Annotated in this window: 24 protein-coding genes and 1 pseudogene; 20 read left to right on the top strand and 5 right to left on the bottom strand. The window is 71.4% G+C overall.

The features are described 5' to 3' along the window. Nucleotides 1-30: 30 nt before the first annotated feature. Both DA075_RS37060 and DA075_RS38210 read right to left on the bottom strand, forming a co-directional pair. Nucleotides 31-357: a BrnA antitoxin family protein gene (locus DA075_RS37060; protein ID WP_099955505.1), complete on the bottom strand. Its 327-nt coding sequence runs from the start codon at nucleotides 355-357 to the stop codon at nucleotides 31-33. Nucleotides 358-379: 22 nt separating this feature from the next. After that, nucleotides 380-610: pseudogene (locus DA075_RS38210) on the bottom strand (BrnT family toxin); the annotation flags it as partial. Between the two features lie 224 nt (nucleotides 611-834). Here DA075_RS38210 and DA075_RS24870 point away from each other — a divergent pair. The 6 genes from DA075_RS24870 to DA075_RS24845 all read left to right on the top strand — a co-directional run bounded on the left by DA075_RS24870 (nucleotide 835) and on the right by DA075_RS24845 (nucleotide 6,958). Beyond that, entirely contained in the window at nucleotides 835-1,590 is a 756-nt protein-coding gene (locus DA075_RS24870; RefSeq protein WP_244936326.1) for a S1 family peptidase, read from the top strand. Between the two features lie 131 nt (nucleotides 1,591-1,721). Next, nucleotides 1,722-2,603, top strand: a complete 882-nt coding sequence (locus DA075_RS24865) for a S1 family peptidase (RefSeq protein ID WP_099955503.1) — start codon at nucleotides 1,722-1,724, stop codon at nucleotides 2,601-2,603. A 164-nt stretch (nucleotides 2,604-2,767) separates the two neighbouring features. After that, complete coding sequence (locus DA075_RS24860; RefSeq protein WP_099955502.1) at nucleotides 2,768-3,157, top strand: DoxX family protein; 390 nt, start codon at nucleotides 2,768-2,770, stop codon at nucleotides 3,155-3,157. 106 nt (nucleotides 3,158-3,263) lie between these two features. Beyond that, nucleotides 3,264-4,256 carry a sensor histidine kinase gene (locus DA075_RS24855; RefSeq protein ID WP_099955501.1) on the top strand — a complete coding sequence of 331 codons (993 nt, stop codon included), beginning with the start codon at nucleotides 3,264-3,266 and terminating at the stop codon, nucleotides 4,254-4,256. Between the two features lie 66 nt (nucleotides 4,257-4,322). Continuing rightward, nucleotides 4,323-4,751, top strand: a complete 429-nt coding sequence (locus tag DA075_RS24850; RefSeq protein WP_099955500.1) for a SufE family protein — start codon at nucleotides 4,323-4,325, stop codon at nucleotides 4,749-4,751. A gap of 71 nt (nucleotides 4,752-4,822) precedes the next feature. Next, complete coding sequence (locus tag DA075_RS24845; RefSeq protein WP_099955499.1) at nucleotides 4,823-6,958, top strand: S9 family peptidase; 2,136 nt, start codon at nucleotides 4,823-4,825, stop codon at nucleotides 6,956-6,958. Between the two features lie 219 nt (nucleotides 6,959-7,177). Here the strand turns inward: DA075_RS24845 and DA075_RS24840 are convergent, their stop codons facing one another. Next, a complete protein-coding gene (locus DA075_RS24840) occupies nucleotides 7,178-7,828 on the bottom strand; it encodes an HdeD family acid-resistance protein (protein WP_099955498.1) in 651 nt (216 codons plus the stop codon). Between the two features lie 258 nt (nucleotides 7,829-8,086). On the opposite strand from DA075_RS24840, the gene DA075_RS24835 reads away from it, so the two are divergent. From DA075_RS24835 to DA075_RS24825, 3 genes are all read left to right on the top strand, one after another. Then, a complete protein-coding gene (locus DA075_RS24835) occupies nucleotides 8,087-9,370 on the top strand; it encodes an HlyD family secretion protein (RefSeq protein ID WP_244936324.1) in 1,284 nt (427 codons plus the stop codon). Between the two features lie 77 nt (nucleotides 9,371-9,447). Further along, nucleotides 9,448-10,983, top strand: a complete 1,536-nt coding sequence (locus tag DA075_RS24830) for a DHA2 family efflux MFS transporter permease subunit (RefSeq protein WP_099956792.1) — start codon at nucleotides 9,448-9,450, stop codon at nucleotides 10,981-10,983. 116 nt (nucleotides 10,984-11,099) lie between these two features. Further along, a complete protein-coding gene (locus DA075_RS24825; RefSeq protein WP_099955497.1) occupies nucleotides 11,100-12,041 on the top strand; it encodes a cation diffusion facilitator family transporter in 942 nt (313 codons plus the stop codon). Between the two features lie 131 nt (nucleotides 12,042-12,172). On the opposite strand, the gene DA075_RS24820 is transcribed toward DA075_RS24825, so the two are convergent. Continuing rightward, nucleotides 12,173-13,417 (bottom strand): transglycosylase SLT domain-containing protein, encoded by a 1,245-nt coding sequence (locus DA075_RS24820; protein WP_099955496.1) that lies wholly within the window; start codon nucleotides 13,415-13,417, stop codon nucleotides 12,173-12,175. A gap of 333 nt (nucleotides 13,418-13,750) precedes the next feature. On the opposite strand from DA075_RS24820, the gene DA075_RS24815 reads away from it, so the two are divergent. The 11 genes from DA075_RS24815 to DA075_RS24765 all read left to right on the top strand — a co-directional run bounded on the left by DA075_RS24815 (nucleotide 13,751) and on the right by DA075_RS24765 (nucleotide 26,032). Continuing rightward, nucleotides 13,751-14,941: an inositol-3-phosphate synthase gene (locus DA075_RS24815; RefSeq protein WP_099955495.1), complete on the top strand. Its 1,191-nt coding sequence runs from the start codon at nucleotides 13,751-13,753 to the stop codon at nucleotides 14,939-14,941. Nucleotides 14,942-14,943: 2 nt separating this feature from the next. Beyond that, complete coding sequence (locus DA075_RS24810) at nucleotides 14,944-15,885, top strand: HD domain-containing protein (RefSeq protein WP_174800119.1); 942 nt, start codon at nucleotides 14,944-14,946, stop codon at nucleotides 15,883-15,885. Nucleotides 15,886-15,994: 109 nt separating this feature from the next. Beyond that, nucleotides 15,995-17,167, top strand: a complete 1,173-nt coding sequence (locus DA075_RS24805) for a class I SAM-dependent methyltransferase (protein ID WP_099955494.1) — start codon at nucleotides 15,995-15,997, stop codon at nucleotides 17,165-17,167. After that, complete coding sequence (locus DA075_RS24800; protein WP_099955493.1) at nucleotides 17,167-18,228, top strand: Gfo/Idh/MocA family protein; 1,062 nt, start codon at nucleotides 17,167-17,169, stop codon at nucleotides 18,226-18,228. The genes DA075_RS24805 and DA075_RS24800 overlap by 1 nt, the downstream gene beginning before the upstream one ends. Before the next feature lie 24 nt (nucleotides 18,229-18,252). Beyond that, nucleotides 18,253-19,809 carry a YcaO-like family protein gene (locus DA075_RS24795; RefSeq protein WP_244936322.1) on the top strand — a complete coding sequence of 519 codons (1,557 nt, stop codon included), beginning with the start codon at nucleotides 18,253-18,255 and terminating at the stop codon, nucleotides 19,807-19,809. After that, nucleotides 19,806-20,630 (top strand): sugar phosphate isomerase/epimerase family protein, encoded by an 825-nt coding sequence (locus DA075_RS24790; RefSeq protein ID WP_099955491.1) that lies wholly within the window; start codon nucleotides 19,806-19,808, stop codon nucleotides 20,628-20,630. The genes DA075_RS24795 and DA075_RS24790 overlap by 4 nt, the downstream gene beginning before the upstream one ends. Next, nucleotides 20,627-21,862, top strand: coding sequence for a glycosyltransferase family 4 protein (locus DA075_RS24785; protein ID WP_099956790.1), 1,236 nt, complete (start codon nucleotides 20,627-20,629; stop codon nucleotides 21,860-21,862). The genes DA075_RS24790 and DA075_RS24785 overlap by 4 nt, the downstream gene beginning before the upstream one ends. 71 nt (nucleotides 21,863-21,933) lie before the next feature. Then, nucleotides 21,934-22,683: a PIG-L deacetylase family protein gene (locus tag DA075_RS24780; protein ID WP_099955490.1), complete on the top strand. Its 750-nt coding sequence runs from the start codon at nucleotides 21,934-21,936 to the stop codon at nucleotides 22,681-22,683. After that, nucleotides 22,680-23,318, top strand: a complete 639-nt coding sequence (locus DA075_RS24775; RefSeq protein ID WP_099955489.1) for a uracil-DNA glycosylase — start codon at nucleotides 22,680-22,682, stop codon at nucleotides 23,316-23,318. Before DA075_RS24780 ends, DA075_RS24775 begins: the two co-directional genes overlap by 4 nt. A gap of 181 nt (nucleotides 23,319-23,499) precedes the next feature. Next, entirely contained in the window at nucleotides 23,500-24,639 is a 1,140-nt protein-coding gene (locus DA075_RS24770) for a lysylphosphatidylglycerol synthase domain-containing protein (RefSeq protein ID WP_099955488.1), read from the top strand. Between the two features lie 55 nt (nucleotides 24,640-24,694). Further along, on the top strand, nucleotides 24,695-26,032 hold the full coding sequence (locus DA075_RS24765) for an ATP-binding protein (RefSeq protein WP_099956789.1): 1,338 nt from the start codon (nucleotides 24,695-24,697) through the stop codon (nucleotides 26,030-26,032). A gap of 6 nt (nucleotides 26,033-26,038) precedes the next feature. Here the strand turns inward: DA075_RS24765 and DA075_RS24760 are convergent, their stop codons facing one another. Then, nucleotides 26,039-26,677, bottom strand: coding sequence for a DUF1007 family protein (locus DA075_RS24760; RefSeq protein ID WP_099955487.1), 639 nt, complete (start codon nucleotides 26,675-26,677; stop codon nucleotides 26,039-26,041). Nucleotides 26,678-26,700: the final 23 nt, after the last annotated feature.

Raw genomic sequence — 26,700 nt, 5'->3', positions numbered from 1 at the left:
CGGCGTCCGATCGGGCAGGCGCGGATTGCCTCACCGTGGGCCGAGCCGCTTCGCCGCCCGCTTGAGGGTATCATTCACCCGGGTTTGCCACCCCTCGCCCGTCGCCTTGAACGCCTCGACCACGTCCCGGTCCAGGCGGATCGTGACGGGCACCTTCGTCACGTCGGCCTTGGGCCGGCCGCGCGGGCGCGTCAGGGCGGCGTAGAGCGCGGGCGGCAGCACTTCGGCGGCAGGGCGCATTCGGGCGAACTGTTCCGCCGTGATCTCCGGATTGTCGGGATCCTGCGCGATCCCGGCCTGGATCTCCGCCTCCTCGGCGTCGGTGAGGGGCGGCAGGCTCGCCTTGCGTGTCGTCATAGCGGCTCCTCTCGCTTCGGCTGGCGCGCCGCAGGCTGATGACCGAGATGGCCTCGCTGCGGACGGGGGCGAAGACCAGGGTTACGAGTTGCCCGTCGAGGAAGCCGGCGGCGAGAAAGCGCGGGCGGCCATCCGATGCTGGCTTGGCCGCTTCGACCATCGCGCCCGCCCACCCGAACCGGTCGCGCGCATCGGCGAAGTCCATCCGGTGCTTGCGGATGTTGCTCTCGCGCTTCGGCTCGTCCCAGGGCATCCGCGTGACCCGTCTGGCCACGCAAGACCCTCGCGAGCACGATCTGTCGTCTATACATAACGGCGGATATCACGTGGGTCGCCGATGGATCGGACGCGATCATGCGAACTCCCGACCGATCGCCGGGCTGCGCAGCTCGACCGGGTACCGGGGTTCGCCGCCCTGGACCTTCCGCGCTGGATCGGGCAGGGCAGGGACTTCCGGTCCCGTGCCCCGAGAGCGCCGTGATCCGCTTGAGCCTCCCGTTCCTCGCCGCCTGCCTCATCCTCGCCACCCCCGCCCGCGCGGTCGTCGGCGGCACCGAGGCGCCCGATACCCCACTCGCCCGTTCCAGCGTGATGGTGCTCTCATCCCGCGGCGGGGTCTGCACCGGCATCGTGCTCGCCCGCGACGTGGTGCTCACCGCCGCCCATTGCGCCGCCCCGGGGGCCGAGCACCGGGTGCATTTTCGCGACGAATCCGGGGCGCCGGTGCTCCTCGGCGTCGCCGCCCGGGCGGTGCATCCGGGCTACGATGCGGGGGCCATCGCCGGGCGGCGGCGCTCGATCGACCTCGCGCTGCTGCGCACCGATTCCGCCCTGCCGGCCCGCTTCGTCCCGGCGAGCCTCACCGAGGCTCCGGTTGCCGCCGGCACGCCGTTGACGCTCGGCGGCTACGGCGTGGCCCGCCCGGGCGACCACCGCAGCACCGGCACCTTCCGCACCACGACCCTGCCGCTGGTCGAGCCCTACGGCCCGAGCCGCATCCTGGTCTGGCTGAAAGGCCCTGCGGCGTCCGGCGCCTGCGAGGGCGATTCGGGTGGGCCGATCACCGGCGCGGGCGGGAGCGTGCTCGCGGTGACCACCTGGGCGAGCGGATCGGGCCAGGGAGCGGCCAAGTCGGCCTGTGGCGGCGTCTCGCAGGGCGTGCTGGTCGGGCCGCAGCGGGCCTGGATCGCCCGCATGACCGCCGCGTGGGGCACCGAGACGCGCTGGGAGTGAGCCCGGTCCCCCACGAACGAGCGCCGCGCTCACGGCGTCGTTCCCGGAGAGAGCCCGTGCCGGTGCGGAACCACACGCTCGGCGCGAGACTTCACTTGTCGAGCGTGGCCGCACGCTTCTAGGGTGGTCCCATGCGCGTCTCTCCGTCCCGCCTCCGTCCCGTCCTGCGCTCCCTCTCGGCCGCCCTCGCGGTGGCCGCGCCCCTCGGCCTGTGGAGCGGCGCCGCCGGCGCCGTGGTCCGGGGCGAGGTGACCCGCGATCCCAACGGCCTGCGCGGCTCGGTGGTGCGGATCGAGAGCACCACCGGCGAGATGTGCTCCGGCTCGCTCATCGGCCCCGACCTGGTGCTCACCGCGGCCCATTGCGTGATGCGCAAGGCCGGCTACTGGATCGTGGTCGTCGATCGCGGCTTCCGCCAGCGCCGCCTGCGGGCGATCGCGGCGGCGATGCACCCGGATTTCGTGCCCGGCACCACACCCGAGACCCAGCCCGGCACCGACCTCGCCATCCTGAAGCTCAGCGAGCGCCTCGGCCCCGATTTCCGCCCCCTCGACACGCGCAATGGTGGCGAGATCGCGCAGGGCGACAATGTGGCGATCGCCGGGTACGGCGTGGTGGCGGAGAACCGCCGCAGCACCGCCCGGGTGCTGCGCCAGGCCCGCCTCGTCTCCCTCGGCGAGCTTCAGGTCGCCAACACCGTGACGGTGGTGGCCGACCGGTCCACGCTCGCCGAGACCGCCGGGGCCGGCGCCTGCCTCGGCGATTCCGGCGGGCCGATCCTGCGCGGCGGCCCGGGCGGCTACCAGCTCGTCGGCGTGGTGAGCTGGTCGAGCGGCGCCGCCCAGCAGGGGCGGGTCCGCACCGCCTGCGGCGGCTTCACCGCCGTGACGCCGATCGGCCAGCATTCCGGCTGGATCAACGCCCGTGCCGCCGAACTCTCCCGCTTCGAGCCCGGCGAGGCGATGCCGGCCGGCCCCCGCCCCAGCCGGGCGGACTGGACCGGGGGGCGCTAAGCAGACTTGCGTTGGCAAGCCAACGCTTCGTCCGCTCAGGGTCTTGTTGTGTCGCAGATTTTTGTCGCAAAACCGGCCGCCGCTTTCGCGGAATCGGCTCAGCGGAAGCTTGACTGTCGCACGGCCAAGCTCTCCAACGGGTTTCATCAGACCCGGAGATCCCGATGAGCCAAGCCGTCTTCAGCCTCGCCCGCATCCTCGTCGTCGTGCTGTTCTGCGTCTCCGGCGCCCAGAAGCTGATGAACCCGGCCGGTGTCGTCGGGGCCGTCTCGGGCAAGGGGCTGCCCTATCCGGAGGTGCTGGCCTGGCTCACCATCGCGGCCGAGCTGGGCCTCGGCCTCCTGATCGCGCTGGGCTTCTACGCCCGGGCGGCCTCCGTGCTCCTCGCCGTCTTCACCCTGGCGACGATCCTGTTTTTCCACAATTTCTGGACGATGTCGGGGGATGCCGCCCGCATGAACCAGATCCAGGCGATGAAGAACCTCTCGATCATCGGCGGACTACTGATGATCGCCGCCGCCGGCCCTGGCCGCTTCGCCCTCAACCGGCGCTGACCAGGAAGCTTTTTTGTCCTAACACGTACGCCGGAACGGCGCCGCGCCCGGTACGTTGACCGGCCCTGAAGGGGTGCGATCGGCGACGAAGGAGCAGGCGAGGGCCATGGCCGCGGACACGACATTGCCGGACGCGGCCTTCCGCAGCTTCGCCGAGGGCGCCGGACTGATGATCTGGCGCGCCGACCAGGAGGCGCGCCTGATCTACGTCAACCCGGCCTGGACGACGTTCCGCGGCCGCGCGGCGGAGGACGAACTCGGCCACGGCTGGAAGGATGGCTTGCATCCCGAGGACCGGGCCGGGCACGAGGCCGCTCTCGCTGCGGCCTATGCCGGGCGCCGGCCGCACAGCGCCGAGTACCGGCTGCGCCGCCACGACGGCGCCTTCCGGTGGATCCACGGCCACGCCTATCCGCTGCACGAGGGCGAGACCTTCGCGGGCTTCGCCGGCTCCTGCTTCGACATCACCGAGCGCAAGGAGGCCGAGGAGCATGCCGCCCTCGCCATGGCCGAGCAGGATGCGCTGCTGGCCGAGATCTATCACCGGGTGCGCAACAACCTGCAGGTCACGGTGAGCCTGATCGGGCTCTTCGGCCGCGCCGCCGCCGCGCCCTGCCGCCCGGCCTTCGATGCGCTCGGCCAGCGGGTGCGGGCGATCGCCCTGGTGCAGCAGCATCTGCACGAGGCGCCGCAGATCGCCAGCGTCGACCTCGCCGAGTACCTGACTCGCCTCGCCGAGGGCCTGGGCCAGCTGCGCCGGGCCGGGCGGGTCACCGTCACGGTCGAGGCCGGGCGCACGGTCCTGCTGGAGCCGCGCCGGGTCAACGCGCTCGGCATGATCCTGGCCGAGATCGTCGCCGAATGCCTCGACGGCACCGACGAGGGCGCTCCTTGCGTCACGAGGGTCGAGGTGCCGGCGGGCTCGGGCACCGATCCGGTGCGGGTGCGGATCACGTCGGGCGGCGTCGCCGGCGATCCGCCGCCCGGCGTGCCGCGGCTCGGCCCGCGCCTGATCGCCGCCTATGCGGGCCAGGCCGAGATCGCGGTCTCGGGCACCGGCACCCCGGAGGCGCCGCTCGAGCTGACGCTGCCGGCCTGAGGCGGTGGCGGTTGGCGGCCCGCCCGCCTATATGCCGGGTCTCACCTCACTTTTCCTTCGGGTCCCATGCTGCCGCCCATCGACGAGATCGTCTCCAACTTCGAGTTCCTGGACGAGTGGGACGACCGCCATCACTACCTGATGGAGCTCGGCCGCAAGCTGCCGCCCCTGCCGGAGGAGGCCCATAGCGAGGCCAACCGGGTGCGCGGCTGCGTCAGCCAGGTCTGGCTCGAGACGCAGGTCGACCGCTCCGGCCCGGAGCCGCGGCTGCATTTCCGCGGCGACAGCGACGCCCACATCACCAAGGGCGTGGTGGCGGTGCTGATCGCGTTCTTCGACGGCCGCACGGCGTCCGACGCCGCCCGGGCCGATGCCCTCGGGCTCTTTCAGAAGCTCGGCCTCTCCGAGCACCTGACGGCGCAGCGCTCGAACGGCGCCCGGGCGATGATGGACCGCATCCGGGCCGATGCCGAGGGCGTCGCCGCCGCGGCCTGAAGCCCACTCTTGCGGCGGCGGCCCCGGGACGGCACATCCCTGTGCCTGACGCCATCGTCCCGGGGAGCCGCATGACCCTTCGCCTGAGCCCGCCTGCCGCCGCGCCGACGGCGCCCGTCCGGCCCGTCACCGTCACGGTCCATGGCCGCGCGGTGACCGATCCCTATGCCTGGCTCAAGGCGGAGAACTGGAAGGACGTGCTGAAGGACCCCTCCGCCCTGCCGGCGGAGATCCGCGACCTCCTCACCGCCGAGAACGCCTACGCAGAGGCCGCCCTCGCCGGCACCGCTCGCTTGCGCGAGACCCTGGTCGCCGAGATGCGCGGGCGCATCCGCGAGGATGACGGCAGCGTGCCCGACCGCGACGGGCCCTTCGCCTATTACACCCGCTACCGCGAGGGCGGGCAGCACCCGCTGGTCTGCCGCCGCCCGGCCGATCGCGTGGCCCCGGGCCTGGTGGGCGACCTCGCCGGCGAGGGCGAGCAGATCCTGATCGACGGCGACCGGGAAGGGGAGGGGCACGCCTTCTTCAGCCTGGAGGGCGCTGCCCATTCGGACGACCACACCCTGGTGGCCTGGAGCGCCGACACCAAGGGCTCCGAGCTCTACACGATCCGGGTCCGCGACCTCGCGACGGGGAAGGACCGCGAGGACCAGGTGCTCGCCACCACCGGCGACGTGGTGTGGAGTGCCGACGGCCGCGCCTTCTGGTACGTCGCGGTCGACGAGAACCACCGCCCCGCCACGGTGATGCTGCACCGCCTCGGCACGCCGCAGAGCGACGACGAGACGATCTACGAGGAAGCCGATGCGGGCTTCTTCGTCGGCATCGGCGAGACCCAGTCCGGCGCCTACCTGGTGGTGACGGCGAACGACCACGAGACCTCCGAGGTCCACCTCGCCGACCGCGCCACGCCCTTCTCCGCCCTGCGGGTCGTGGCGCCGCGGGAGCCGAAGCTGATCTACTCCGTCGAGCACCGGGGCGACGAGCTGTTCGTGCTCACCAACGCCGACGGCGCCGAGGACTTCAAGATCGCGGTGGCCCCGCTCGACGACCCGGGCCGCGCGAACTGGCGCGACCTGATTCCGCACCGGGCCGGCGTGATGATCCGCTTCCAGCACGTGCTCGCCCGCCACCTCGTCCGGCTGGAACTGGAGAATGCCCGGCCCCGCCTGATCGTGCGCGAGGCCGAGAGCGGCGCCGAGCATACCGTCGCCTTCGCGGAGGAGGCCTATTCGCTCGGCCTCTCGCCGGGCCACGCCTTCGACACCGATCTCATCCGCTTCACCTACTCGTCGATGACGACGCCGGCGGAGACCTACGACTACCACGCCACGACCCGCGAGCGGACCTTGCGCAAGCGCCAGGACGTGCCGAGCGGCCACGACCCGGCTTCCTACGTCACGCGCCGCCTGTTCGCGACCGCGCCGGACGGGGAGCAGGTACCGATCTCGCTGCTGCACCGGCGCGACCTGGCCCTCGACGGCACCGCCCCGCTCCTCCTCTACGGCTACGGCTCCTACGGCTCGCTGATGTCGGCGGCCTTCCGCACCAACCCGCTCTCGCTCGTCGATCGCGGCTTCGTCTACGCCATCGCGCATGTCCGCGGCGGCACCGAGAAGGGCTGGCGCTGGTACATCGACGGCAAGCGCGAGAGGAAGCCCAATACCTTCACGGATTTCGTCGCCTGCGCGCGCGCCCTGATCGAGGCCCGCTACACGGGGGCGGGGCGCATCGTGGCGCATGGCGGCAGCGCCGGCGGCATGCTGATGGGCGCGGTGGCGAACCTCGCGCCGGAGCTCTTCGCCGGCATCGTCGCCGACGTGCCCTTCGTCGACGTGCTCAACACCATGCTCGACGGCGACCTGCCGCTCACCCCGCCGGAATGGCCCGAATGGGGCAACCCGGGCGCCGACATCCAGGCTTTCGAGACCATCCTGTCCTACTCGCCCTACGACAACATCGCGGCGAAGGCCTATCCGGCGATCCTGGCGCTCGGCGGCCTCACCGACCCCCGGGTGACCTATTGGGAGCCGGCCAAATGGGTCGCGCGCCTGCGCGCCACCATGACGGGAGGCGGGCCGGTGCTCCTGCGCACCAACATGGAGGCCGGCCATGGCGGGGCGGCCGGCCGGTTCGACCGGCTGGAGGAGGTGGCGCTGATCTACGCCTTCGCGCTGGCGGCGGTGGGGGCGGAGGCGGCGTAGGCTCCATCGCTGCGATGCGACGTAGGCTGAACCCTCCCCCCTCCGCGGGGGAGGGTGCCCCACGGAGGGGGGCGGGAGAGGGGAACCACGTTTCCGGAGAGGTCGGGCGCTTCATGAAGGACGCCACATCCTTCATCGTCGCGCGACCCCTCTCCCGGCCCCTGCTGACGCAGGGACCACCCTCCCCCGCAGAGGGGGGAGGGTTCAGGGTGGTGACCTTCACACCGCCCGCATCGACCCGCCCGTTCCGACATGCCGGCTGCGCAGCCGGAAGGCGAGGATCAGCATGAATACCCCGAAGGCGATGGCGTAGCCGCCCATCCAGTAGGTCAGGACGAGGAGCGACAGGACCGGGCTCACGATCAGCGCGATCGCGAACAGCACCGAGAGCACGCCGCCGATCGCCAGCCACCAGCGGCCGTGATCGAGGTGGAGCCGGAAGGCGGCGGCGATCATCAGGCCGCCGGTCACCAGGGCCCAGGCGGCGATGAGGTAGATGAAGGCGACGAGCGTACTGCCCGGCATCAGGAAGGCGAGCACGCCGACCAGGATGTTGAGCACGCCGGCGGCGAGCAGGTAGCCCCAGCGCTCGTGCCGCTCCGCCGCCCGCACCGCCGCCACGATCTCGGCGATGCCGTCGACCAGCATGTAGGCCGAGAAGAAGATCACCAGGGTCAGCAGCGTGGCGCCGGGCGCGATCAGCGCCACGATCCCGAACAGGATCGCGAACACGCCGCGCAGCGCGATCAGCCACCAGTTGCGGGCGAGCACCGCGCTCATCGCGGACAGGCGCGCGAGCGGATCGGGCGGCGCACCGTAGGAGGACGAAGCGCCCGGGTCGGTATTGGGCAACGGCGTACCAGTACTCATCGCAGCATCCTCCGGGACGACGCGCGTAGGGGTGTCGCGAAAGGCCCCGCTTTTCCTGTCCCAACGTCCACGGAGCGTAGCCGTTCCCGGGATCATCGCTTGCGTTCGGTGCGGACGACGCACGGTCGCGTTTCATCCCGGCGGCGTCGCGGGTTTTTTGCCGCATTGCGGAACCCGCGCCTTCGCCCCGGCGTCTTCCACGCCGAGGCGGGCGCCTTGTCCGGTCGGCTCATCCGACCGTCGCGTGGAATTCACGACATGCTGGACGATCAGTCGCGGGCGGAGGCCCCCGTGGGGCGGGACGCGCCGGCGCCCGTCATGGCGCGGCAAGACTCGGCGCAAGAAAATTCGACGCGTCAAGAAAATTCGGCGCGCGACGAGAACACGCGTGCCCTGCGGGAGAACACCCGTGCCCTGCGCGAGCAGCCGTCGCAGGACGAGGCCCGGAGCAAGGACCCGGACGCCGGCGACACGCAATCGGACGAGAAGGACGCCGAGGGCGAGACGAAGAAGCCGGGCCTGATCCGGCGCCATCCGCTCTGGTTCGTCCTCGGGGCGGTCCTGCTGCTCCTCGCCGCGGCCGGCGGCTACTGGTACTGGCTCACCTTCATCCACCCCTACGAGAGCACCGACGACGCCTTCGTGGATGCGCGCCAGTTCGCGGTCTCGCCGAAGGTGTCGGGCTACGTCACCGCCGTGCCGGTCACCGACAACCAGCACGTCGAGGCCGGGACGGTGCTGTTCCAGATCGACAAGCGCGATTACGAGGTGGCGCTCCGGCAGGCGCAGGCGCAGATCCAGTCGGCCCAGGCCCAGATCCAGGGCTTCGACGCGCAGATCCAGGCGCAGCAGGGGAGCATCCAGGAGGCCAAGGCCCAGGTCGAGCAGGCCAAGGCGGCACTGCAATTCGCCAAGCAGGACGCGGCCCGCTACCAGGACCTCGCCCAGCGCGGCGCCGGCTCGGTGCAGCAATCGCAGCAATCGACCTCGAACCTGCAGCAGCAGCAGGCGAATCTCGACCGCGCGAACGCCGCCGTGACGGTGGCGCAGCGCCAGATCGGCTCCTTGCAGGCGCAGCGGGCCGGCGCCGAGGCGAGCCTCGCCCAGGCTCGCGCCCAGGAAGCGCAGGCCAAGCTGAACCTCGAATACACGACCGTGACGACGGCTCAAGGAGGCCGGGTGGTGCGCCTCACCGGCGCGGTCGGGCAGTTCGCGCAGGCCGGCCAGGCACTCAGCATGTTCGTGCCGGACGACATCTGGGTCACGGCGAACTTCAAGGAGACCCAGATCACCGACATGCGCCCGGGTCAGCCGGTCGATGTCGAGATCGACGCCTATCCAGACCACAAGATCACCGGCAAGGTCGATTCTGTGCAGCCGGGTTCGGGCACCGCCTTCAGCCTGCTGCCGGCCGAGAACGCCACCGGCAACTACGTCAAGGTGGTGCAGCGCGTACCGGTGAAGATCGCGGTCGACAACTGGCCGACCGACGTCTCGATCGGCCCCGGGATGTCGATCGTCCCGACGGTGCGCGTGCGCTAGGCGCGGGAGACGGCACCGTGAGCGCCAAGAACCCCGCCGACAGCGCCGCCGGCGACCACAACCCGTGGATCATCGCCATGGTGGTGGCGATCGCCACCTTCATGGAGGTGCTCGACACCACCATCGCCAACGTCGCCCTGCGCTACATCTCGGGCGGGCTCGCGGTCGGCCCCGACGAGGCGGCCTGGGTGGTGACGAGCTATCTCGTCGCCAACGCGATCGTGCTCACCGCCTCGAGCTTCCTCGCCAAGCGCTACGGGCGAAAAGCCTTCTTCATGGCGGCGATCGCGCTGTTCACCGTCTCCTCGGTCCTGTGCGGCTTTGCCTGGAGTCTCGAATCGCTCCTGTTCTTCCGGGTGCTGCAGGGGCTCGGCGGCGGCGGCATGGCGCCGCTGGCGCAATCGATCCTGGCGGATTCCTTCCCGCCGGAGAAGCGCGGCCAGGCCTTCGCCCTCTACGGCGTCGCCATCGTGGTGGCGCCGGTCGTCGGGCCGACGCTCGGCGGCTGGCTCTCCGACCAGTATTCCTGGCACTGGTGCTTCCTCATCAACGCGCCCGTCGGCCTGATCGCCCTGTTCCTGATCTGGTGGCTGGTCCAGGACCCGAAATCGGCGATCGAGGAGAGGAAGCGCCTGCGCCGGGACGGCGTGCGCTTCGACATCGTCGGCTTCATCCTGGTGGCGACCTTCCTGGGCTCGCTCGAGGTCGTCCTCGACGAGGGCCAGCGCAAGGACTGGTTCGGCTCGAACCTGATCGTGGTCTTCGCCTGCCTGACGGTGCTGTCCTTCGTGGCGATGATCCCGTGGGAATTGAACCACAAGAACCCGGTCATCGACCTGCGCCTCCTCGGCCAGCGCCAGTTCGGCTCCTGCTTCCTGGTGATGCTCGCGACCGGCGCCATCCTGATCGCGACGACGCAGTTCCTGCCGCAGCTCCTGCAGGATTATTTCGGCTACACCGCCACCTGGGCCGGCCTCGCGCTGTCGCCCGGCGGCGTCGTCACCTGCCTGATGATGTTCGTGATCGGCCGCGTCTCCGCTTACGTCCAGCCGAAATACCTGATCGCCACGGGCGCTACCATCATCGCCTTCGCGATGGTCGACCTCACCAACCTCTACGGCGACCTCAACTTCGGGTTTTTCGTCTGGTCGCGCATCTATATCGGTATCGGTCTGCCGATGATCTTCCTGTCGATCACCGCCGCCTCCTACGAGGGGATCACCAAGGACCAGACCGACCAAGCCTCGGCGCTGATCAACGTCGCCCGCAACGTCGGCGGCTCGATGGGGGTGTCGCTCGCCCAGAACATCCTGGCCTACCGCCAGCAATTCCACACCAGCCGGCTGGTCGAGCACATCGTCCCCTCGGAGCCGGCCTACCAGGAGAGCCTGCGGGCCGCGACGCAGTTCTTCTCCACCCGCGGCGCCAGCATGGTCGATGCCCAGAACCAGGCGATCGCCTGGATCGGCCGGCAGGTCCAGACCCAGTCCGCCTTCCTCGCCTATATCGACGTCTTCTGGGCGCTCGCCCTGGTCTCGGCCTGCGCGGTGCCGCTCGCGATGATCCTCAAGAACGTGAAGCGCGGCGGCGAGGCGCCGGCGGGCGGGCATTAGGCGGGTCCCGTGGGGAACGCCCGCGCCGCGGGCGCCTTTCCCTCGTCCCACCCACGACCTCATCCTGAGGTCGTGGGTGGAATCCGCGCTGTATGGCTTGCGACAGGTATCGAGAGTTGGCACCCACGGGATCGAAGCTCGTCGTCTACGCCGCCCTGGCCGGCAACCTCGCCATCGCGGTCACCAAGCTCGCGGCGGCGTCCTATACCGGGTCGGGGGCGATGTTCACCGAGGCGGTGCATTCCTTCGTCGATACCGGCAACCAGGGCCTCCTGCTCTACGGGATGCGGCGCGCGGCCCGGCCGGCCGACGACAGCCACAATTTCGGGCACGGGCTGGAGCTGTATTTCTGGTCCTTCGTCGTCGCGCTGCTGATCTTCACCCTGGGCGGCGCCTACGCGGTCTACGAGGGTGTCGAGAAGCTGCGCCATCCCGAGCCGGTGACGGCGCCGTGGGTCAATGTCGGGGTGATCGCGCTCTCAGGGATCTTCGAGGGACTGTCGTTCCGCACCGCCCGGCGCGAGATGCGGGCCCGCTTCGCCCGCGAATCGCTCTGGACGGCGGTCACCCGCAGCAAGGACCCGAGCACCTTCGCGATCATCCTGGAGGACGGGGCAGCGCTGATCGGCCTCGGCCTCGCGCTCGCCGGCATCGTCGCGAGCGGCTTCCTGGGCTGGTCCCGGGGCGACGGCGTCGCCTCGGTGGCGATCGGGTGCCTGCTCATCGCCACGGCGGGCGTGCTGTTTCGCGAGACCCGCAGCCTGCTGACCGGCGAAAGCGCCTCGCCGCGCGTGATCGAGCAGGCGAAGGGAATTCTCACGGCCGACCCACGGGTGGTGCGGATCGAGCGGATGCGCAGCCTCCAGCTTGGCCCCGGCACGGTGCTGCTCGCCGTCACCCTCGACCTCGCCCCTCACCTCTCCGGCGCGGAGTTGCGTCGCGCCACCGCGGATCTGCGTGCCGCCATCCGCCACGGCCTGCCGGGCGTCGCCCATCTGTATGTCCAGCTGCCGGTGCGGGAGCACGAGGGCCAGGAGGCGGCACGAAGAACCGGTTAAAAAATTCCGAATGGGCCGGAACCGGCGCGCGCCTCCGATGTTGTCGCAGTGTCGGAGGTGCCGGGCCGTCCTTCCCGTGCGCCATCCCCGCGGCCGCTTCGCTCAAGCTGAGGCCTCGGGGGAGGGAAGAGTCAGGGCAGTTGGCTCAGGGCTGCGGGCAGGGTGTCGCTCGGGCGCCGGGTGTCGATCTGCTCCGCGATCGCCGCGACCGGCTGGTACAGGTCGAGGCGCTGGTCGATCATGCCGTCCAGACGATCATAGACCTCGGCGACCGTCAGGCTGCGCGTCTTTCGGCCCTCGCGGCGGAAAAACAGGCTGCGATTGGCTTTCGCGGCCGCCCGGAACGAGGCCTGGGCTGGCTGGTGCGGCTTCTCGGCCGTCAATTCCATGAACTTGCCGGCGCTCGCAGCGCCCAGGAAGTGGGCGAAGTAGCATTCCGTCGGCTTCAGGTCGCGCCCGAGGCGCTGCTCCACGCGGCTACGGTCGCGCTTCATCATCTCGCCGGCCATCAGGCTCGCCGCGTAGGGGTCGCGCCGCAGGGCCAGCACCCTGCGCCGGTCGGCCTCCTTCAGGACCACCAGCGTGCCGCCGCGCTTCTCGATCATCTCGGCCTCGGCCGCGTAGCCGTGCTTGGCGCCGAAGCTGCGCAGGAGCTCGAGCCACGTGCCGGTGAGGAACTGGAACAGCCCCTCCGCCGTCGAGGTCGCGGCCCGAACGCTCGGCTGGAAGCTCGATTCCTTGTCGGCCAGCGCCATCAGGTAGACCGGGTCGGTCTCGGTGTCGCGGGCGGCCCGCACGATGGTCTCGACCAGAGCCCGGGGCACCTTCTTGTCGCCGAAGATTACCAGCCCGTCCGGGGTCTCCTCGGGCAGGGCGGTCACCTCGGGGAGGGAAATCTCCTCGGACACGGTCGCGTCCCGGGACAGCGAAGCCTCCCGGGGCAGCGCGGTCTGGGTGTCGGATGCGTCACCGCCCAGGGCCGTCTCCCCCCGCATCTCCTGGCTCAGGCGCTCGAGGTCGTCGCGGATCAGGGCCGTGGTGCTCGGGGTCTCCTCGACCAGCGCCGGGCCTGGCCAGTCCGGCGTCACGCCGCGGGACATCCCGGGGAGGCGCGGGGCGGAGAAGTCGATCCGGTCATGCGCCTCCGCCGCCGGGGCGACGGCGTCCTGCGGCAGGCAGGCCGCGAAGGCGACGCCGACCGCGAGCGCCGCGGCGGCCTTGCGGCTCAGAGAGGCGGCCACGGACAGGGTCCGGCCGCGCGTTCCAGAATGGTGGCCTTCGCGGGCATCGAGCCAGCGGATGGTGTCGGTGCCCGCCTCGGGCACGAGTCGGCCAGCGTCGTCGGCGCAGGGCGCCGGCTCCGGGTAAACCCCCATCTCCAACCTTTTGTCCTTGGCGCGGGTCCGGTCCTGAAGAACCGCGTCGTGTTTCGTGCTTCGCTCGCCGGCACCTCTGGCCGTCCGGTGTGTCCAGAATGGGACGAGGCCGAGGCGAGCCCTGAGGCCATTTTGCGGCACCGTTTCTCTCGGGATGGTTAACGAGGCGTTCCGCGGGCCCGCCGGGACGGATCGCGAGGGCGCGAAAAAATCGTGCGTGGTCTGGAACCAAATACCCCCCGGGGCATTTCCAGTCGCCACGCGGAGTGGGCGAACGATTGCCCCGGTGCCCCGCCCGGGGTCCGCGGGTCTGAAAGAGGACAATCCCTACCGATGAGCATTCAGCCCGGTCGGCGCGTCGGCGTCGCTTTCGTCGGGATGGGTGGGGCTGTCGCCACCACCGCCATCGCCGGCATCGAGATGATCAAGTCCGGCTCGAACCGTCTCGATGGACTGCCCCTTGCGGGCCACGCGGTGGCCGGGATGGTCGGGTACAAGGATCTCGTCTTCGGCGGCTGGGATCTCAACGGCGACGATCTGGGCGCCGCGGCGACCGGTCACGGCGTGCTCACCAAGCAGGACATCGAGAACGGCGCCCAGGTGCTCAACGGCATGAAGCCGTGGCCGGCGGTCGGCAGCGCCAAGTTCTGCAAGAACATCGACGGCGGCAACCGCATCGTCGCCAAGGACCACCGCGAGGCGGTCGATTGCATCGCCGACGATCTCAAGCGCTTCCGCGAGGAATCGGGCGTCGACGACGTGGTGGTCGTCAACCTCGCCTCGACCGAGCGCTGGCCCGACCTCGACGACCCGACGCTGAACTCGGCCGCCGCCTTCGAGCGCGGGCTCGATTCGAGCGACGAGGCGATCAGCCCGGCGATGCTCTACGCGTACGCGGCGATCAAGAACGGCATTCCATATGCCAACTTCACGCCCTCCGTCGCCGCCGACGTGCCGGCGCTCGTCGATCTCGCCAAGCAGATGAACGTCCCGGTCGCCGGCAAGGACGGCAAGACCGGCCAGACCATGATGAAGACGGTGCTCGCCCCGGCGCTCAAGTCGCGGGCTCTGCACGTCGACGGCTGGTTCTCCACCAACATCCTCGGCAACCGCGACGGCCTGGCGCTGAACGACAAGGACTCGCTCCAGTCCAAGCTCAACACCAAGGGCACGGTGCTGGATTCGATCCTCGGCTACCCGGTCGAGGATCACCTGGTCCACATCCACTATTACCGCCCGCGCGGCGACGACAAGGAAGCCTGGGACAATATCGACGTCACCGGCTTCCTCGGCCAGCGGATGCAGATCAAGGTCAACTTCCTCTGCAAGGACTCGATCCTGGCCGCTCCGCTGGTGATCGAGATCGCCCGCGTCCTGGACCTCGCCAAGAAGCGCGGCGACGGCGGCGTGCAGGAGCAGCTGTCGCTGTTCTTCAAGGCGCCAATGGTCAAGAACGGTCACAGCCCCGAACACGCCTTCGGCGTGCAGGAGCGCATGCTGCTCGACTGGCTCGGCGTCCACTAGGGATGGCCGGCAGCCAAATTCCCGCCAACCAGCTTGCGGCGGGCGGGGCTCACGCCCCGCTCACCCAGCGCGAGCTCCTGGTCGAGCTCAACGACATCAAGCGCATCCGGTCCGCCGGGCGCGACGGCTCGATCGCCGAGCGGCTCTTCCTCCAGGCTTGGTCGGCCCTGGCCGGCGGGGCCGACCCGGCGGCCCTCGCCCTCGACATCACCGCCAAGGCGCTGGCCGCCTCGCGCCTCGGCGATCTCGACGCCGCCTTCCTCTCGGTCGCCGGCCTCTCGCCGGATCAGGCTTCCGCCGTGCTGGTGCGGAGCTTCGACGAGGTGGCGGGCCCGCTCGATCCGGTTCTCGCGACCCGTCTGCGCGCCTGCCTCGCTGTGCCGCGGGACTGGACGCCCGGCCCGGTGCCGCACTTCGCCCGGCTCCAGGCCGACCAGCCGCGGGCCGGCGTCACCTGCCCGGGCAAGCCGCGCATCCTGCTGGAGCCGCCGGAGAACCACGCCGAGCATTGCCTGACGGTGGCGGTCTATGGTGTCGCCCTGAGCCCGTTCTACGGCGCCGACCCGACCACGGTCTTCGTCGCAGGGCTGGCCCACCACCTGCACAACGCCCTGATGCCGGATGCGGGCTTCACCGGCGAGATCCTGCTCGGCGACCATCTCGATTCGGTCATCGCGACCCTGAGCGAGCGGGCGCTCTCCGAGCTGGATGCGCCGCTGCGCGAGGTCGTCGCCTCATCGCGAAAAATCCTGCCGGATGATCGCACGGCGGAGGGCCGCGCCTTCCACGCCGCCGACGTGATCGACCGGGTGCTGCAGATCGCCCAGCACCTGCGGGCCGCCTCGCTCACCATGGACACGGTGCTGGGCGAGATGGCCCTCGTCCATGACGGCCCGGTGAAGGGCTTTCACGACCGGGTGCTCGCCGACATGCGGCTGCCGTGACGAGGATCGCGGACACCCTTGGGGGTCCGCACGTCCTTGGGCGTCCGCGCCCGCGCTCTATCTCACGTCAGAGCCTGCCGCAGGGCGGGCGCCGCGAGGAAACGCATCCGTGATCCCGTTCGGGCTCCTCTCGCCGGTCACCGGCGAGGCGCTGCACCACGACACGCCCCATTCCCTGCGCGAGGGCAAGCGCGGCCCGCGCTGGCCGGTGGTCGACGGCATTCCCTATCTGCGGGTCGGCCGCGACGGTCTGGTGGGCGAGGTCCTGGGCCATCTCGACAAGGGGGCGCCCGGCCACGCCCTCGAACTCCTGCTCGCCGACCAGGACGATTGGTGGACCGGCCCGCCCGCCGATCCCGCGACCCTGCGCGACCTCGTGCGCGAGATGAAGTACGTGTCCTTACGCGAGGCCTGCGCCCGCCTCGGCTGGGGCCGGGTCGGAGACTACTTCGTACATCGCTGGAGCGACCCGACCTATCTGGCCGGCCTCGCCCTCTTGGAAGCGCACTGGAACAAGCCGGCTTGCGCCTTCGAGCTCGCCTGCGGCATCGGCCACTACCTGCGCGAGTTGCAGGGCCGCGGCGTGCGGGTCTCGGGGGGAGACGTCGTCTTCGCCAAGCTCTGGGTCGCCCGCCACTGGGTCGCCGGGCAGAGGCCACAGCTCGTCTGCTTCGACGCCGCCGGCCCGCATTGGCCGATCGACCAGGCGCCCGTCGATCTCGTGATGTGCCACGACGCGTTCTACTTCCTCCCCGAGAAGGCCCGCATCCTCGACTCCTTGCGCAAGACGGCCGGCGAGGAGGGATGGCTGGCCTTGAGCCACGTCCATAACAGCGCCCGGCCCGGCTTGTCGGCCGGGCACGCGGTCTCCTCGGCGGAGATCGAGGAGCTGTTTCCCGACGGGCTCGTCTATGACGACGACGAATTGACCCGGGCCCTCGTCGAGGCCCGCGCACCCGTTCCGGCCGCGCCCGCCGCCCTCGACCATGTCGAGGCCTTCTCGGTCGTCTGCGGCCCCGGCATGCGCCCGGCGCCCCGGCCCCTCGTCGACGGGCTGACCCTGCCGCGGGAGGGCGCGCACTTACGCCTGAATCCGCTCTACCGGCCCGATCCGACCGGGGGCTACGTGATCGCCTGGCCGTCCGAGCGCTACCGCGACGAGTACGCGGCCCGCGCCACCTATCCGCGGCACTCCGAGGGCCCCGAGACCCTGGAGGCTGGCCCTGAGACCGTCGATCGCGCCCGCATCCGCGAGTTCGTCGACCTGCCGGAGCGCTGGTGATGCGGGATGCGATCGGCTGGGGCATCGTCGGATTCGGCTGGGTCGCCCGGGACTTCATGGCCCCGGCGATCCAGGCCGCCGACCACCGCCTCGTCGCGGTCTGCGATCCCGGACCTGAGGCCCGCGCCGCCGCTGCCGATCTCGGCGCGCGGGGCCATGCCGACCTTGCCGGGCTCCTCGCGGAGCCGGAGGTCGAGGCGGTCTACGTCGCGACCCCCAACCACCTCCACCGCGGCGCCGTCGAGGCCCTGGCCCAGGCCGGCAAGGCGATCCTGTGCGAGAAGCCGATGGCGGCCTCCCTCGACGACGCCGAGGCGATGGCGGCGGCTTTGGCGCGCACCGGCGCCCTCTACGGCACCGCCTTCGACCAGCGCCACCACCCGGCCCACAGGCTCCTGCGCGACGAGATCCGGGCCGGCCGTGTCGGCACCGTCACGGCGATCCGCATCGTCTATGCGTGCTGGCTCGACCGGGGCTGGACGGCGATTCCGGGGCAGCAGAACTGGCGCATCGACCAGGCTCAGGCCGGCGGCGGCGCGCTGATGGACCTCGCCCCCCACGGCCTCGACCTGACCGACTTCCTCCTCGACGAGCCGATCCTCGACGTCACGGCGCTGACCCAGGCCCGGGCGCAGGACTACGCCGTCGACGACGGCGCGCTCCTGATCGGCCGCACCGGGTCGGGCGTGCTGGCGAGCCTGCACGTCGCCTATAACTGCCCCGACGCGCTGCCGCGCCGGCGGCTGGAGATCGCCGGCACCCAGGGCCTGCTGGTCGCCCGGAACACGATGGGCCAGGAGGCGGGCGGGAGCGTGACCTTCACCGACGGCGCCACCGGCGCGACCGTGCCGCTTCCCTTCGACGGGGAGGCCTCGCCGTTCCTGGAGCAGGTGCGGGCCTTCGGGCGGTCCTTGCGCGATCCGGCGGGACGGGATGCCTGGTCGGCCGCGCGCGACCTGCACACGATGCGGCTGCTGGCCCGCGCCTACGCCGCCTCCCCGTCGCATCTCCCTGAACAATCCCGTCTCCCTGAACAATCCCCTGCCGCGCCGGCCGCCTGACGGCCCCGAGGAGTGTCATCGCTCGTGGACAGACCCGCCGCACCCCGCCCCTATCCTTACGGCCAGACGCGCGTCATCGAGGGACTCCCTGAGCGCCTGCCGGACGCCGTCCGCGCCTATCTCGACGTGCTGCCGCCGGGCCGGATCGTCGGCTTCCCGCTGGCGCCCCTCGACCGGACCGGGGTGCCGTGCTGGTTCGTCTCGCTGTTCCTCGACGATCCCTATTTCGTCGGCGCGATGCCGAGCGGCATCGGCTACGGCGCCACCGACGACGAGGCGATCATCGGCTCGGTGGCCGAGATCGCCGAGAACCTGATGCCGAGCCTGGCGCTGATCCCGCGCAAGAAGGAGCGCGGCAGCTACCACGACCTGGTGCGGGTCTTCGGCGCGAACTCGGTCGCCGATCCGCTCACCCTCGGGCTGCCGGCGGGCAGCCCGGTGAATCGCGACACCGTGCTCGAATGGACCGGCACGGTCCGGGCGCGGACCGGCGAGACGGTGCTGATGCCGCTCGACCTCGCGGCGACCGATTATTTCGAGCTGTCGCCGGGCTACCAGCCCTTCACCAACCTGATCACCAACGGGCTCGGCGCCGGGCCGGACGTGGACTTCGCCCTCGGGCACGGGCTCCTGGAGCTGCTCCAGCGCGACGGCAACGGCCTCTTGTTCCGCGCCCTCGACCAGGGCGTGATGCTCGACACCTCGCAGGGCCTCGGCCCCGAGACGAAGGGCATGCTCGACCGGCTGGAATCCTTAGGGATTCGGGCGATGCCGAAATTCGCCACCGACCAGTTCGGCTTCACCAACGTCTACTGCGTCGGCTACGACGTCGATCCGTCCCGCGCCCCGGCCCCGATCGCGCTCTCGGCCTGCGGCGAGGCCTGCGATCCGGACCGCGAGCGGGCCCTGCGCAAGGCGATCCTGGAATTCCAGGCCGCGCGGGTGCGCAAGACCTTCGGCCACGGACCCCTCGACCTCGCCCGCTCGATCACCCCGCCGGGCTACGTCGACGCCTTCATCGAGAAGGCGCTGCCGAGCCTCGACCTGGAGGAGGGGAGGGCGCTCGCCGCGATGCTCGACTGGATCGGCGAGCCGGCCGAGACCCTGCGGGGCTTCCTCAGCCAGACGGTCTATTCCGAGCGCGCGACCAAGCGGTTCACCGACCTGCCGACGCAAGCGGCCCCGACGGGCCAGGACCGCGGCCGCATCGCCCGCGAGCGGCTGGAGGCGGAGGGGTTCGACGTGCTCTACGTCGACGCCTCGCCGCCGGGCGGCGGCGTCGGCATCGTCAAGGCGATCGTGCCGGGCCTCGAGGTCGAGACCATGAGCTACTACCGCATCGGCGAGCGCAACACGCGAAAACTCATCGAGCGCGACCACCCGCTGATCCGCTTCGGCGAGGAGAGCGAGAGCTTGCGCCCGGTGCGCCTGACCCCGGAGGCCCTGGAGCGCTTCGGCGGCCAGCCATTGTTCGACGTCGCGCTGGCGGAAACCATCGTCGGCCCGCTCTATCCTCTCTACCGCGAGCCGGAATCGCACCACGCGCCGTTCCGCCTGGAGCGCCGGGGGAGGGCGGCATGACACTCCGCTTCGCCTACAACACCAACGGGGCGGCCAACCACCGCCTCGACGACGCGCTCGATCTCATCGCCGAGGCCGGCTACGATGGCGTCGCGCTCACCCTCGACATCCACCATCTCGACCCCTTCGCCGAGGACTGGGCGCAAGCGGCCGAGCGGGTCCGCGGCCGCCTCTACAGCTTGAGCCTCGGCTCGGTGATCGAGACCGGGGCCCGCTTCCTCCTCGATCCGCGCGCCAAGCACGAGCCGACCCTGGTGACGGCCGATCCCGCCGGCCGCGCCCGCCGGGTCGCGTTCCTGCACCGCGCCGTCGACATCGCGGCGATCCTCGGCTCGGAGGCGGTGTCGTTCTGGGCCGGGGTGCCGAAGCCCGGCGTCGATCCGGCGGAGGCCCGGACCTGGCTGCGGGCCGGCCTCGAGGAGGTCGTGGCCTACGCCGCCGAGCGCCGGGTCGTGGCGGCCCTCGAACCCGAGCCCGGCATGCTGATCGAGACCCTGGACGACTACGCCGCCCTCGACCTGCCCGGCCTTCAGCTCGCCCTCGATACCGGCCATTGCCTGGTGACCCAGGAGCGCGAGCCCGCCGCGGCGGTGAGGGAATTCGCCGACCGGCTCGGCACCGTGGCGATCGAGGACATGGCGCGGGGCACCCATATCCACCTGCCTTTCGGCGAGGGCGACATGGATGTGCCGGGTGTGCTCGACGCGCTCGAATCGATCGACTTCGACAGGCTCGTCTGCGTCGAGCTGTCCCGCGAGAGCCACCGGGCCGACCGGATGATCCCGGATTCGCTCCGCTATTTGCGGGAGTGCCGCCGATGAGGGTGTGCTTCGTCAGCCGGCGCTACTTCCCGGCCATCTCCGGCATGAGCGTTTACGCCCAGAACCTCCTGCGCGAGCTCGTCGGCGCCGGCCACGACGTGACGATGGTGAGCCAATACCGGGGCGACGCCTTCGGCACCAGGGTCTATGGCGGCGGCCCGCCGCCGCCGGTGCCCGGCGTGCGGGTGATCGGCCTCGAACAGGTCGGCGAGCAGGCGAGCGGCGACTTCGAGCGCGACATCGCCACCATGGTCGAGACGATCGCGGCGGAGCACGCGAGAAAGCCCTTCGACGTGCTGCACGCGCAGTACGGCTACCCCACGGGCTTCGCCACGCTGATCGCCTCGAAAGCCTTGGGCGTGCCGAACGTCGTCTCGATCCAGGGCGGCGACGGCCACTGGGTCGGTTCGTGCTGCGAGACCCACCGCCTCGCCATGGTGCGGGTGCTGGCCCACGCCAACGCGCTGCTGATCGGCGGGCGCTCTTTCGTGGCCGAGGTCTGCGACCGGCTCGGCAGCGATCCCGATCGCTTCACCATCGTGCCGGGCGCCGTCGACACCGCGCGCTTCCGCCCGCCGCAAGGATGGATGCCGGGCGACGCCGCCGATCCGGTGCGGCTGTTCTATCACGGCCGGGTCGACCGCCGGAAAGGCGTGCTCGACTTCCTCGATGCGTTGAGCCTGCTGCGCCTGCGCGGCACGCCGTTCTCGGCGATCATCTCCGGCATCGGCCCCGACGTGGAGCCGGCCCGGGCGCTCGCCGCCGACCTCGGCTTCCCGGACGATCAGGTGCGCTTCACCGGCTACGCCGATTACGATGCGGTGCCGGGCCTCTACGCCATGGGCGACGTGTTCGTCTCGCCGACTTACGCCGAGGGGTTCTCCAACACGATCCTGGAGGCGATGGCAGCGGGACAGGCGGTGGTCTCGACCCACTCGGTCGGCGTCTCGGATTGCCTGCGCGACGGCGAGAACGGCCTCCTGGTCCAGCCCGGCGACGTGACGGCCCTGGCCGAGGCGCTGCACCGGATCATCGCCGACCGCCCCTTGCGCGCCCGCCTCGCGGCGGCGGCGTTGGAGGAGTGCCGCCGGGTCTATTCGTGGCAGGCGGTGGGGCGGCAGATCATGGAGGTTTACGCGTCGGTGCAGGGCGCGCGGCCGGACCCGGCCTTCGATCCTGACCTGCCGCACGACCCGAGCTGCCGCTTCCGCGCCGAGCCGCATCTGTTGTGAGGTTCACTCCCCCTCTCCCACATGGGAGAGGGATTCCGCGGTCCACTGGTTTTCTCTGAGTATTTCAGTCGATGCCCACAGCCCTCGCCCTCTCGCCCCATCTCGACGACGCCGCCTTCTCCTGCGGCGGCACCCTGGCGCAGCTCGCACAGGGGGGATGGCGGGTGGTGATGGTGACGCTGCTCACTGCCAGCGTGCCGGAGCCGGCGGGCTTCGCCCTCGCCTGCCAGCTCGACAAGGGGCTCGGGCCGGAGGTCGACTACATGGCCCTGCGCCGCGAGGAGGACCGGGCGGCGGCGGCGGCGCTCGGCCTCAACCCGTCGGTCCACGTCGCGCTCCCGGAAGCGCCGCATCGCGGCTACGCCTCGGCCCCCGAGCTCTTCGCCGAGACCCGGCCCGACGATCCCCTCGCCGGCGACCTCGCCCCGGTCCTCGCCCGCCTGATGGCGGACGCGGCGCCCGACCTGCTGCTGGCGCCGCAAGGAGTGGGCGGCCACGTCGATCACGTCCAGCTGGTGCGGGCTCTGACAGCTCTGGCCCCGGCCTGCCCGATCATGTGGTGGCGCGACTTCCCCTATACCGTGCGCCATCCCGACCCGAAGGAGCCGTTCCGCGAGGTCTTCGCGGATCTCCCCGCCGTCACCGTGCGCCTGTCACCCGAGGACGAGGCGGCCAAGCACGCGGCCTGCGGATCTTACGCGAGCCAGATCGGCTTCCAGTTCGGCGGCCCCGCCGGCCTGGCCGAGCGACTGCGCGAGGAGGGCGGGCGCGAAACCTTCCGGCTCGCCGGCGCCCTGCCGGACGGTCTCACCCTGGCGTGACCCCGGCAGCGCCCACGATCTCCGGCCCGAAAAGCCTGGCCGATCCCGGCGCCATCGCGGCACGCCACGCCCTGGTGGAGGTCAGCCCTCACCTCGCATCCCTGCGCCGTCTGGCCGAGCGGATCCGGGCCGAGCAGGACAGGCCGGTGCCGGAGGCCGATCCCCTCGACGGCGGCGTGAGCGCCCGCCTGCTGCTGCTGCTCGAGACCCCGGGCCCGGCCACTGGCCGCACCGCCTTCGTCTCCCGCGACAACCCCACCGGCACCGCCGCCAACCTCTTCCGCTTCCTGTCGCAGGCCGGCATCCCGCGCGCCGACACCCTGATCTGGAACGCCGTGCCCTGGGTGATCCACGCCCCCGGCGCCCGCAACCGCGCGCCGCGCACCGGCGAGATCCGGGCGGCCCGGGCCTACCTGCCGCCGCTGCTGGCCCTGATGCCGGGGCTCGCCGCCGTGGTCCTGTCCGGCCGGGTCTCCCAGACCCTGGCTCCCGACCTCGCCGCGGCGCGGCCCGGCCTGCCCGTGGTGGCGATCCCGCATCCGAGCCCGACCTACGTCTGCACCAGCCCCCTGGTCTCCCGGCGCATCGCCGCCGGCCTCACCGAGGCCGCCCGTCATCTCGGCCTCTCCGGTTGATTTCTGGCCTGCCCCCTTGGCCTGCCCCATGGTTCGGCTGGTCATTCGCCGGCAGAGGGCCTACATGGCCCCCATGCGAGCGGGGCTCGGTCGGAGTGCCGCCGGGCACCTTTGTGCGCGAGCCTGGCCGCGATCGGCCGTGGGCTCGCGCCGGCGACCAGCGGGGTCGGACGCCGACGCGATGAATTTCGCCACGCAGGACAAGAACGTCGCGCAGGCCAGACCCCTGCGCGATGCCGGCGCCGGGACGCCGCGCGACGAGGATCCCGCCGGACAGGATCCGGGCAGCGAACCCGCGCCTCAAGACCCCCGGCGAGATCCGCATGCCGCGCGCCAGGCCCGCCACCGGCGGCGCTACGCCTGGATCGGCACGCTCGCCAGCGTCGTGCTGTTCGTCATCTCCCTCGGGGTGCTGGGCAAGCTCGTCTCCACCGTCACCTGGGCCGAGCTGCGCACCGCCTTCCTGGCGGCGACGCCGGAGCAGATCGGGCTCGCCATCGCGCTGGTGGTGGTGAGCTACCTCTTCCTCACCTGCTACGACGCCCTGGCCCTGCGCCAGCTCAAGCTCAAGGTGCCCTACCGCACCACCGCGCTCGCCTCCTTCACCAGCTACGCGGTGAGCTTCAACCTCGGCTTCCCGCTCTTCACCGCCGGCACGGTGCGCTACTGGATCTATTCGGGCCAGGGCCTCAGCCCCGGGCGCATCGCGGCGCTGACCATCGTCGCCGGCTTCACCTTCTGGCTCGGCATGGGGGCGGTGCTCGGCATCAGCCTGATCCGGGAGGCCGAGCCGCTCTCGCACCTCACCTATACCAGCGTGCTCTTGAACCAGGGGCTCGGAGCCGCGACGCTCGCCGCGGTGATCGCCTATCTGGCCTGGGTCACCGTGAAGCGCCGCAGCGTGAAGGTGCGGGGCTGGCGCCTGGAGCTGCCGGGCCTGAAGCTGTCCTTGAGCCAGATGCTCGTCGGCGCCGGCGACGTCTGCGCAGCGGCCGGCGTGCTCTACGTGCTGCTGCCCGCCGGCCACGGCGTCAGCTTCGAGGCCTTCGTGGCGATCTACGTGCTGGCCGCGATGCTCGGCATCGCCAGCCACGCGCCGGGCGGGCTCGGGGTGTTCGAGGCCACGGTGCTGCTGGCCCTCTCCGGCCTGCCGCGCGAATCGGTGCTCGGCGCGCTGCTGCTGTTCCGGGTCTGCTACTACCTGGTCCCGTTCGTGGTGGCGCTCGCCGCCCTCGGCGCCTATGAGATCGCCAAGCGGGCGCGCCTCACCCCGCGGGAGGCGCCCGACGATGATGCCGCCGAGAGCGATCCGACGCCCTGACCTCGGCGGCCCGCTCGCTTCGCCCGACGATTCGCCGCCCGACGACCCGACGACGATGCCGCCGTTCCTGCCCGGCGCCTCCGGCGCCCTCACCTCCGCCCGGCGGGCGGCCTGGCGGGGCGCGCTCTGCGCCGTGCTGGTCTTCCTGGCCATCCATGGCTGGTATCACGGGTTCGACCTCGGCAGCGGGCTCGCCGGGCTCGTCGCCCTCCTGGCCGGGGGCCTCGTCGCCGCGCCGCGCCGGGGCGAGCCGGTCCCGCGTGCCGACACCCCGCCGGGCCGGGGCCGCCACGGCCTCGCCGAGGCGCTGCTCGCCAACATCCCCGATCCCGTCATCCTGATCGACCGCCGCGCCCTGGTGATCGAGTCGAACGCCGCCGCCCGGGCGCTCCTGCCCTCCTTGCGGCCCCGCCATCCGCTCTCCTTCGCCCTGCGCGACCCCGACGTGCTCGACGGCATCGAGACGGTGCTGCGCACCGGCGAGCCGCTGAAGACGCTCTATTCCCCGCGGGTGCCGACCGAGCGCACCTTCGAGGTGCAGATCGGCGCCATGCAGGGCGGCGAGGCCGGGCGGGCCGGGCCGAACGTGGTGCTGTTCCTGCGCGACCTCACCTCGGCCCAGCGCCTGGAGACGATGCGGGTCGATTTCGTCGCCAATGCCAGCCACGAGCTGCGCACGCCGCTCGCCTCGCTCCTCGGCTTCATCGAGACCCTGCAGGGCCCGGCCCGGGACGACACCAAGGCGCGCGAGCGCTTCCTCGGCATCATGCGGGTCCAGGCCCTGCGCATGACCCGGCTGATCGACGACCTCCTGTCGCTCTCCCGCATCGAGCTGCGCGCCCACGTGCCGCCGACCCAGGTGGTCGATGTCGGCCCGCTCGTCCGTCAGATCGCCGATGCGCTCGGGGTGATCGCCCGCGAGCGCGGCGTCGCCATCACCCTCGATGCCGGGCCGGGGCCGCACCGCGTGCTCGGCGACCGCGACGAGATCCTGCGGGTGATCGAGAACCTGGTCGAGAACGCCGTGAAGTATGGCGGCGACGGCGGACGGGTCGAGCTGCGGCTGGCGACCCGTCCGGTGGAGGACGGAAGGCCCCCCCAGGTCGAGATCGCGGTGCGCGACGAGGGACCGGGCATCGCCCCCGAGCACCTGCCGCGCCTGACCGAGCGGTTCTACCGGGTCGACGCCGCGTCGAGCCGCCAGCAGGGCGGCACGGGCTTGGGGCTGGCCATCGTCAAGCACATCCTCAACCGCCATCGCGGCCGGCTGGTGATCGAGAGCACCCCGGGGGAGGGGGCGACCTTCCGCGCGCTCATCCCGGCGCTCGGCGAGGCCAAGAAAAGCGATCCCAAGAGCGGCGATTCTCAGAAAGGCGAGCCGACGAAGGGCTGAGCGCCCTCAGGGGCAGGCGACGAGCAGGCGCCCGGTATAGTCCGCGGCCGTGGCCGCCGCCGCGCCCGGCGTGCCGGTGGCCTCCTCGTCGGGGATCAGCTGCTCGCCCTCCTGCGCCTGCCGGGCCGGGCGGTTGAGCTTCAGCACGCACTCCGTGCTGCCTGACAGCTTGACCGGATCCCCCGGCGGCAGCCCGAAGGCGACGTAGAAGTCCGGATCGTCGAAGCTCACCACCAGGTTGCGCACCGGGCCGGCGGGGCCTTGCGGCACCAGAGTGAAATCGAGGGTGAGGCGCCCGCCCGAGAAGCTCGCCTTCGGGGCGGGCCCGCCCTTCAGCGCCAGCGGGCGCCCGTTGAGCTTTCCCTGCGTGAAGAAGGCCGTCTCGGCCATCGCTTCCAGGCGCTCGACCGCCATCGCGTCGAGCTTGGCCGGGTCCGGCACGCCGTCGCGCTTCGAATCGAGGTTCAGCACCGCGAAGGCGGAGTATTCCGGATCGAAGGTCCAGGATTCGCGGATCGCCACCAGGTTGCGCTTCTGGTCGAGCACCAGCTCGGCCCGGGCCTGCACCCAGACATGGGGATGCGCCAGCGCCGCTCCCGCCCCGCCGCACAGCATCGCCACAGCCGCCAGAACCCGCCCGATCATCGCCCGCTCCCGCTTCGCCGTGC

This window comes from Methylobacterium currus, assembly GCF_003058325.1.
Classification (GTDB): Bacteria; Pseudomonadota; Alphaproteobacteria; order Rhizobiales; family Beijerinckiaceae; genus Methylobacterium; species Methylobacterium currus.
Note: the sequence above shows the minus strand (reverse complement) of the source record. Positions and strands in the feature narration are given on the sequence as shown.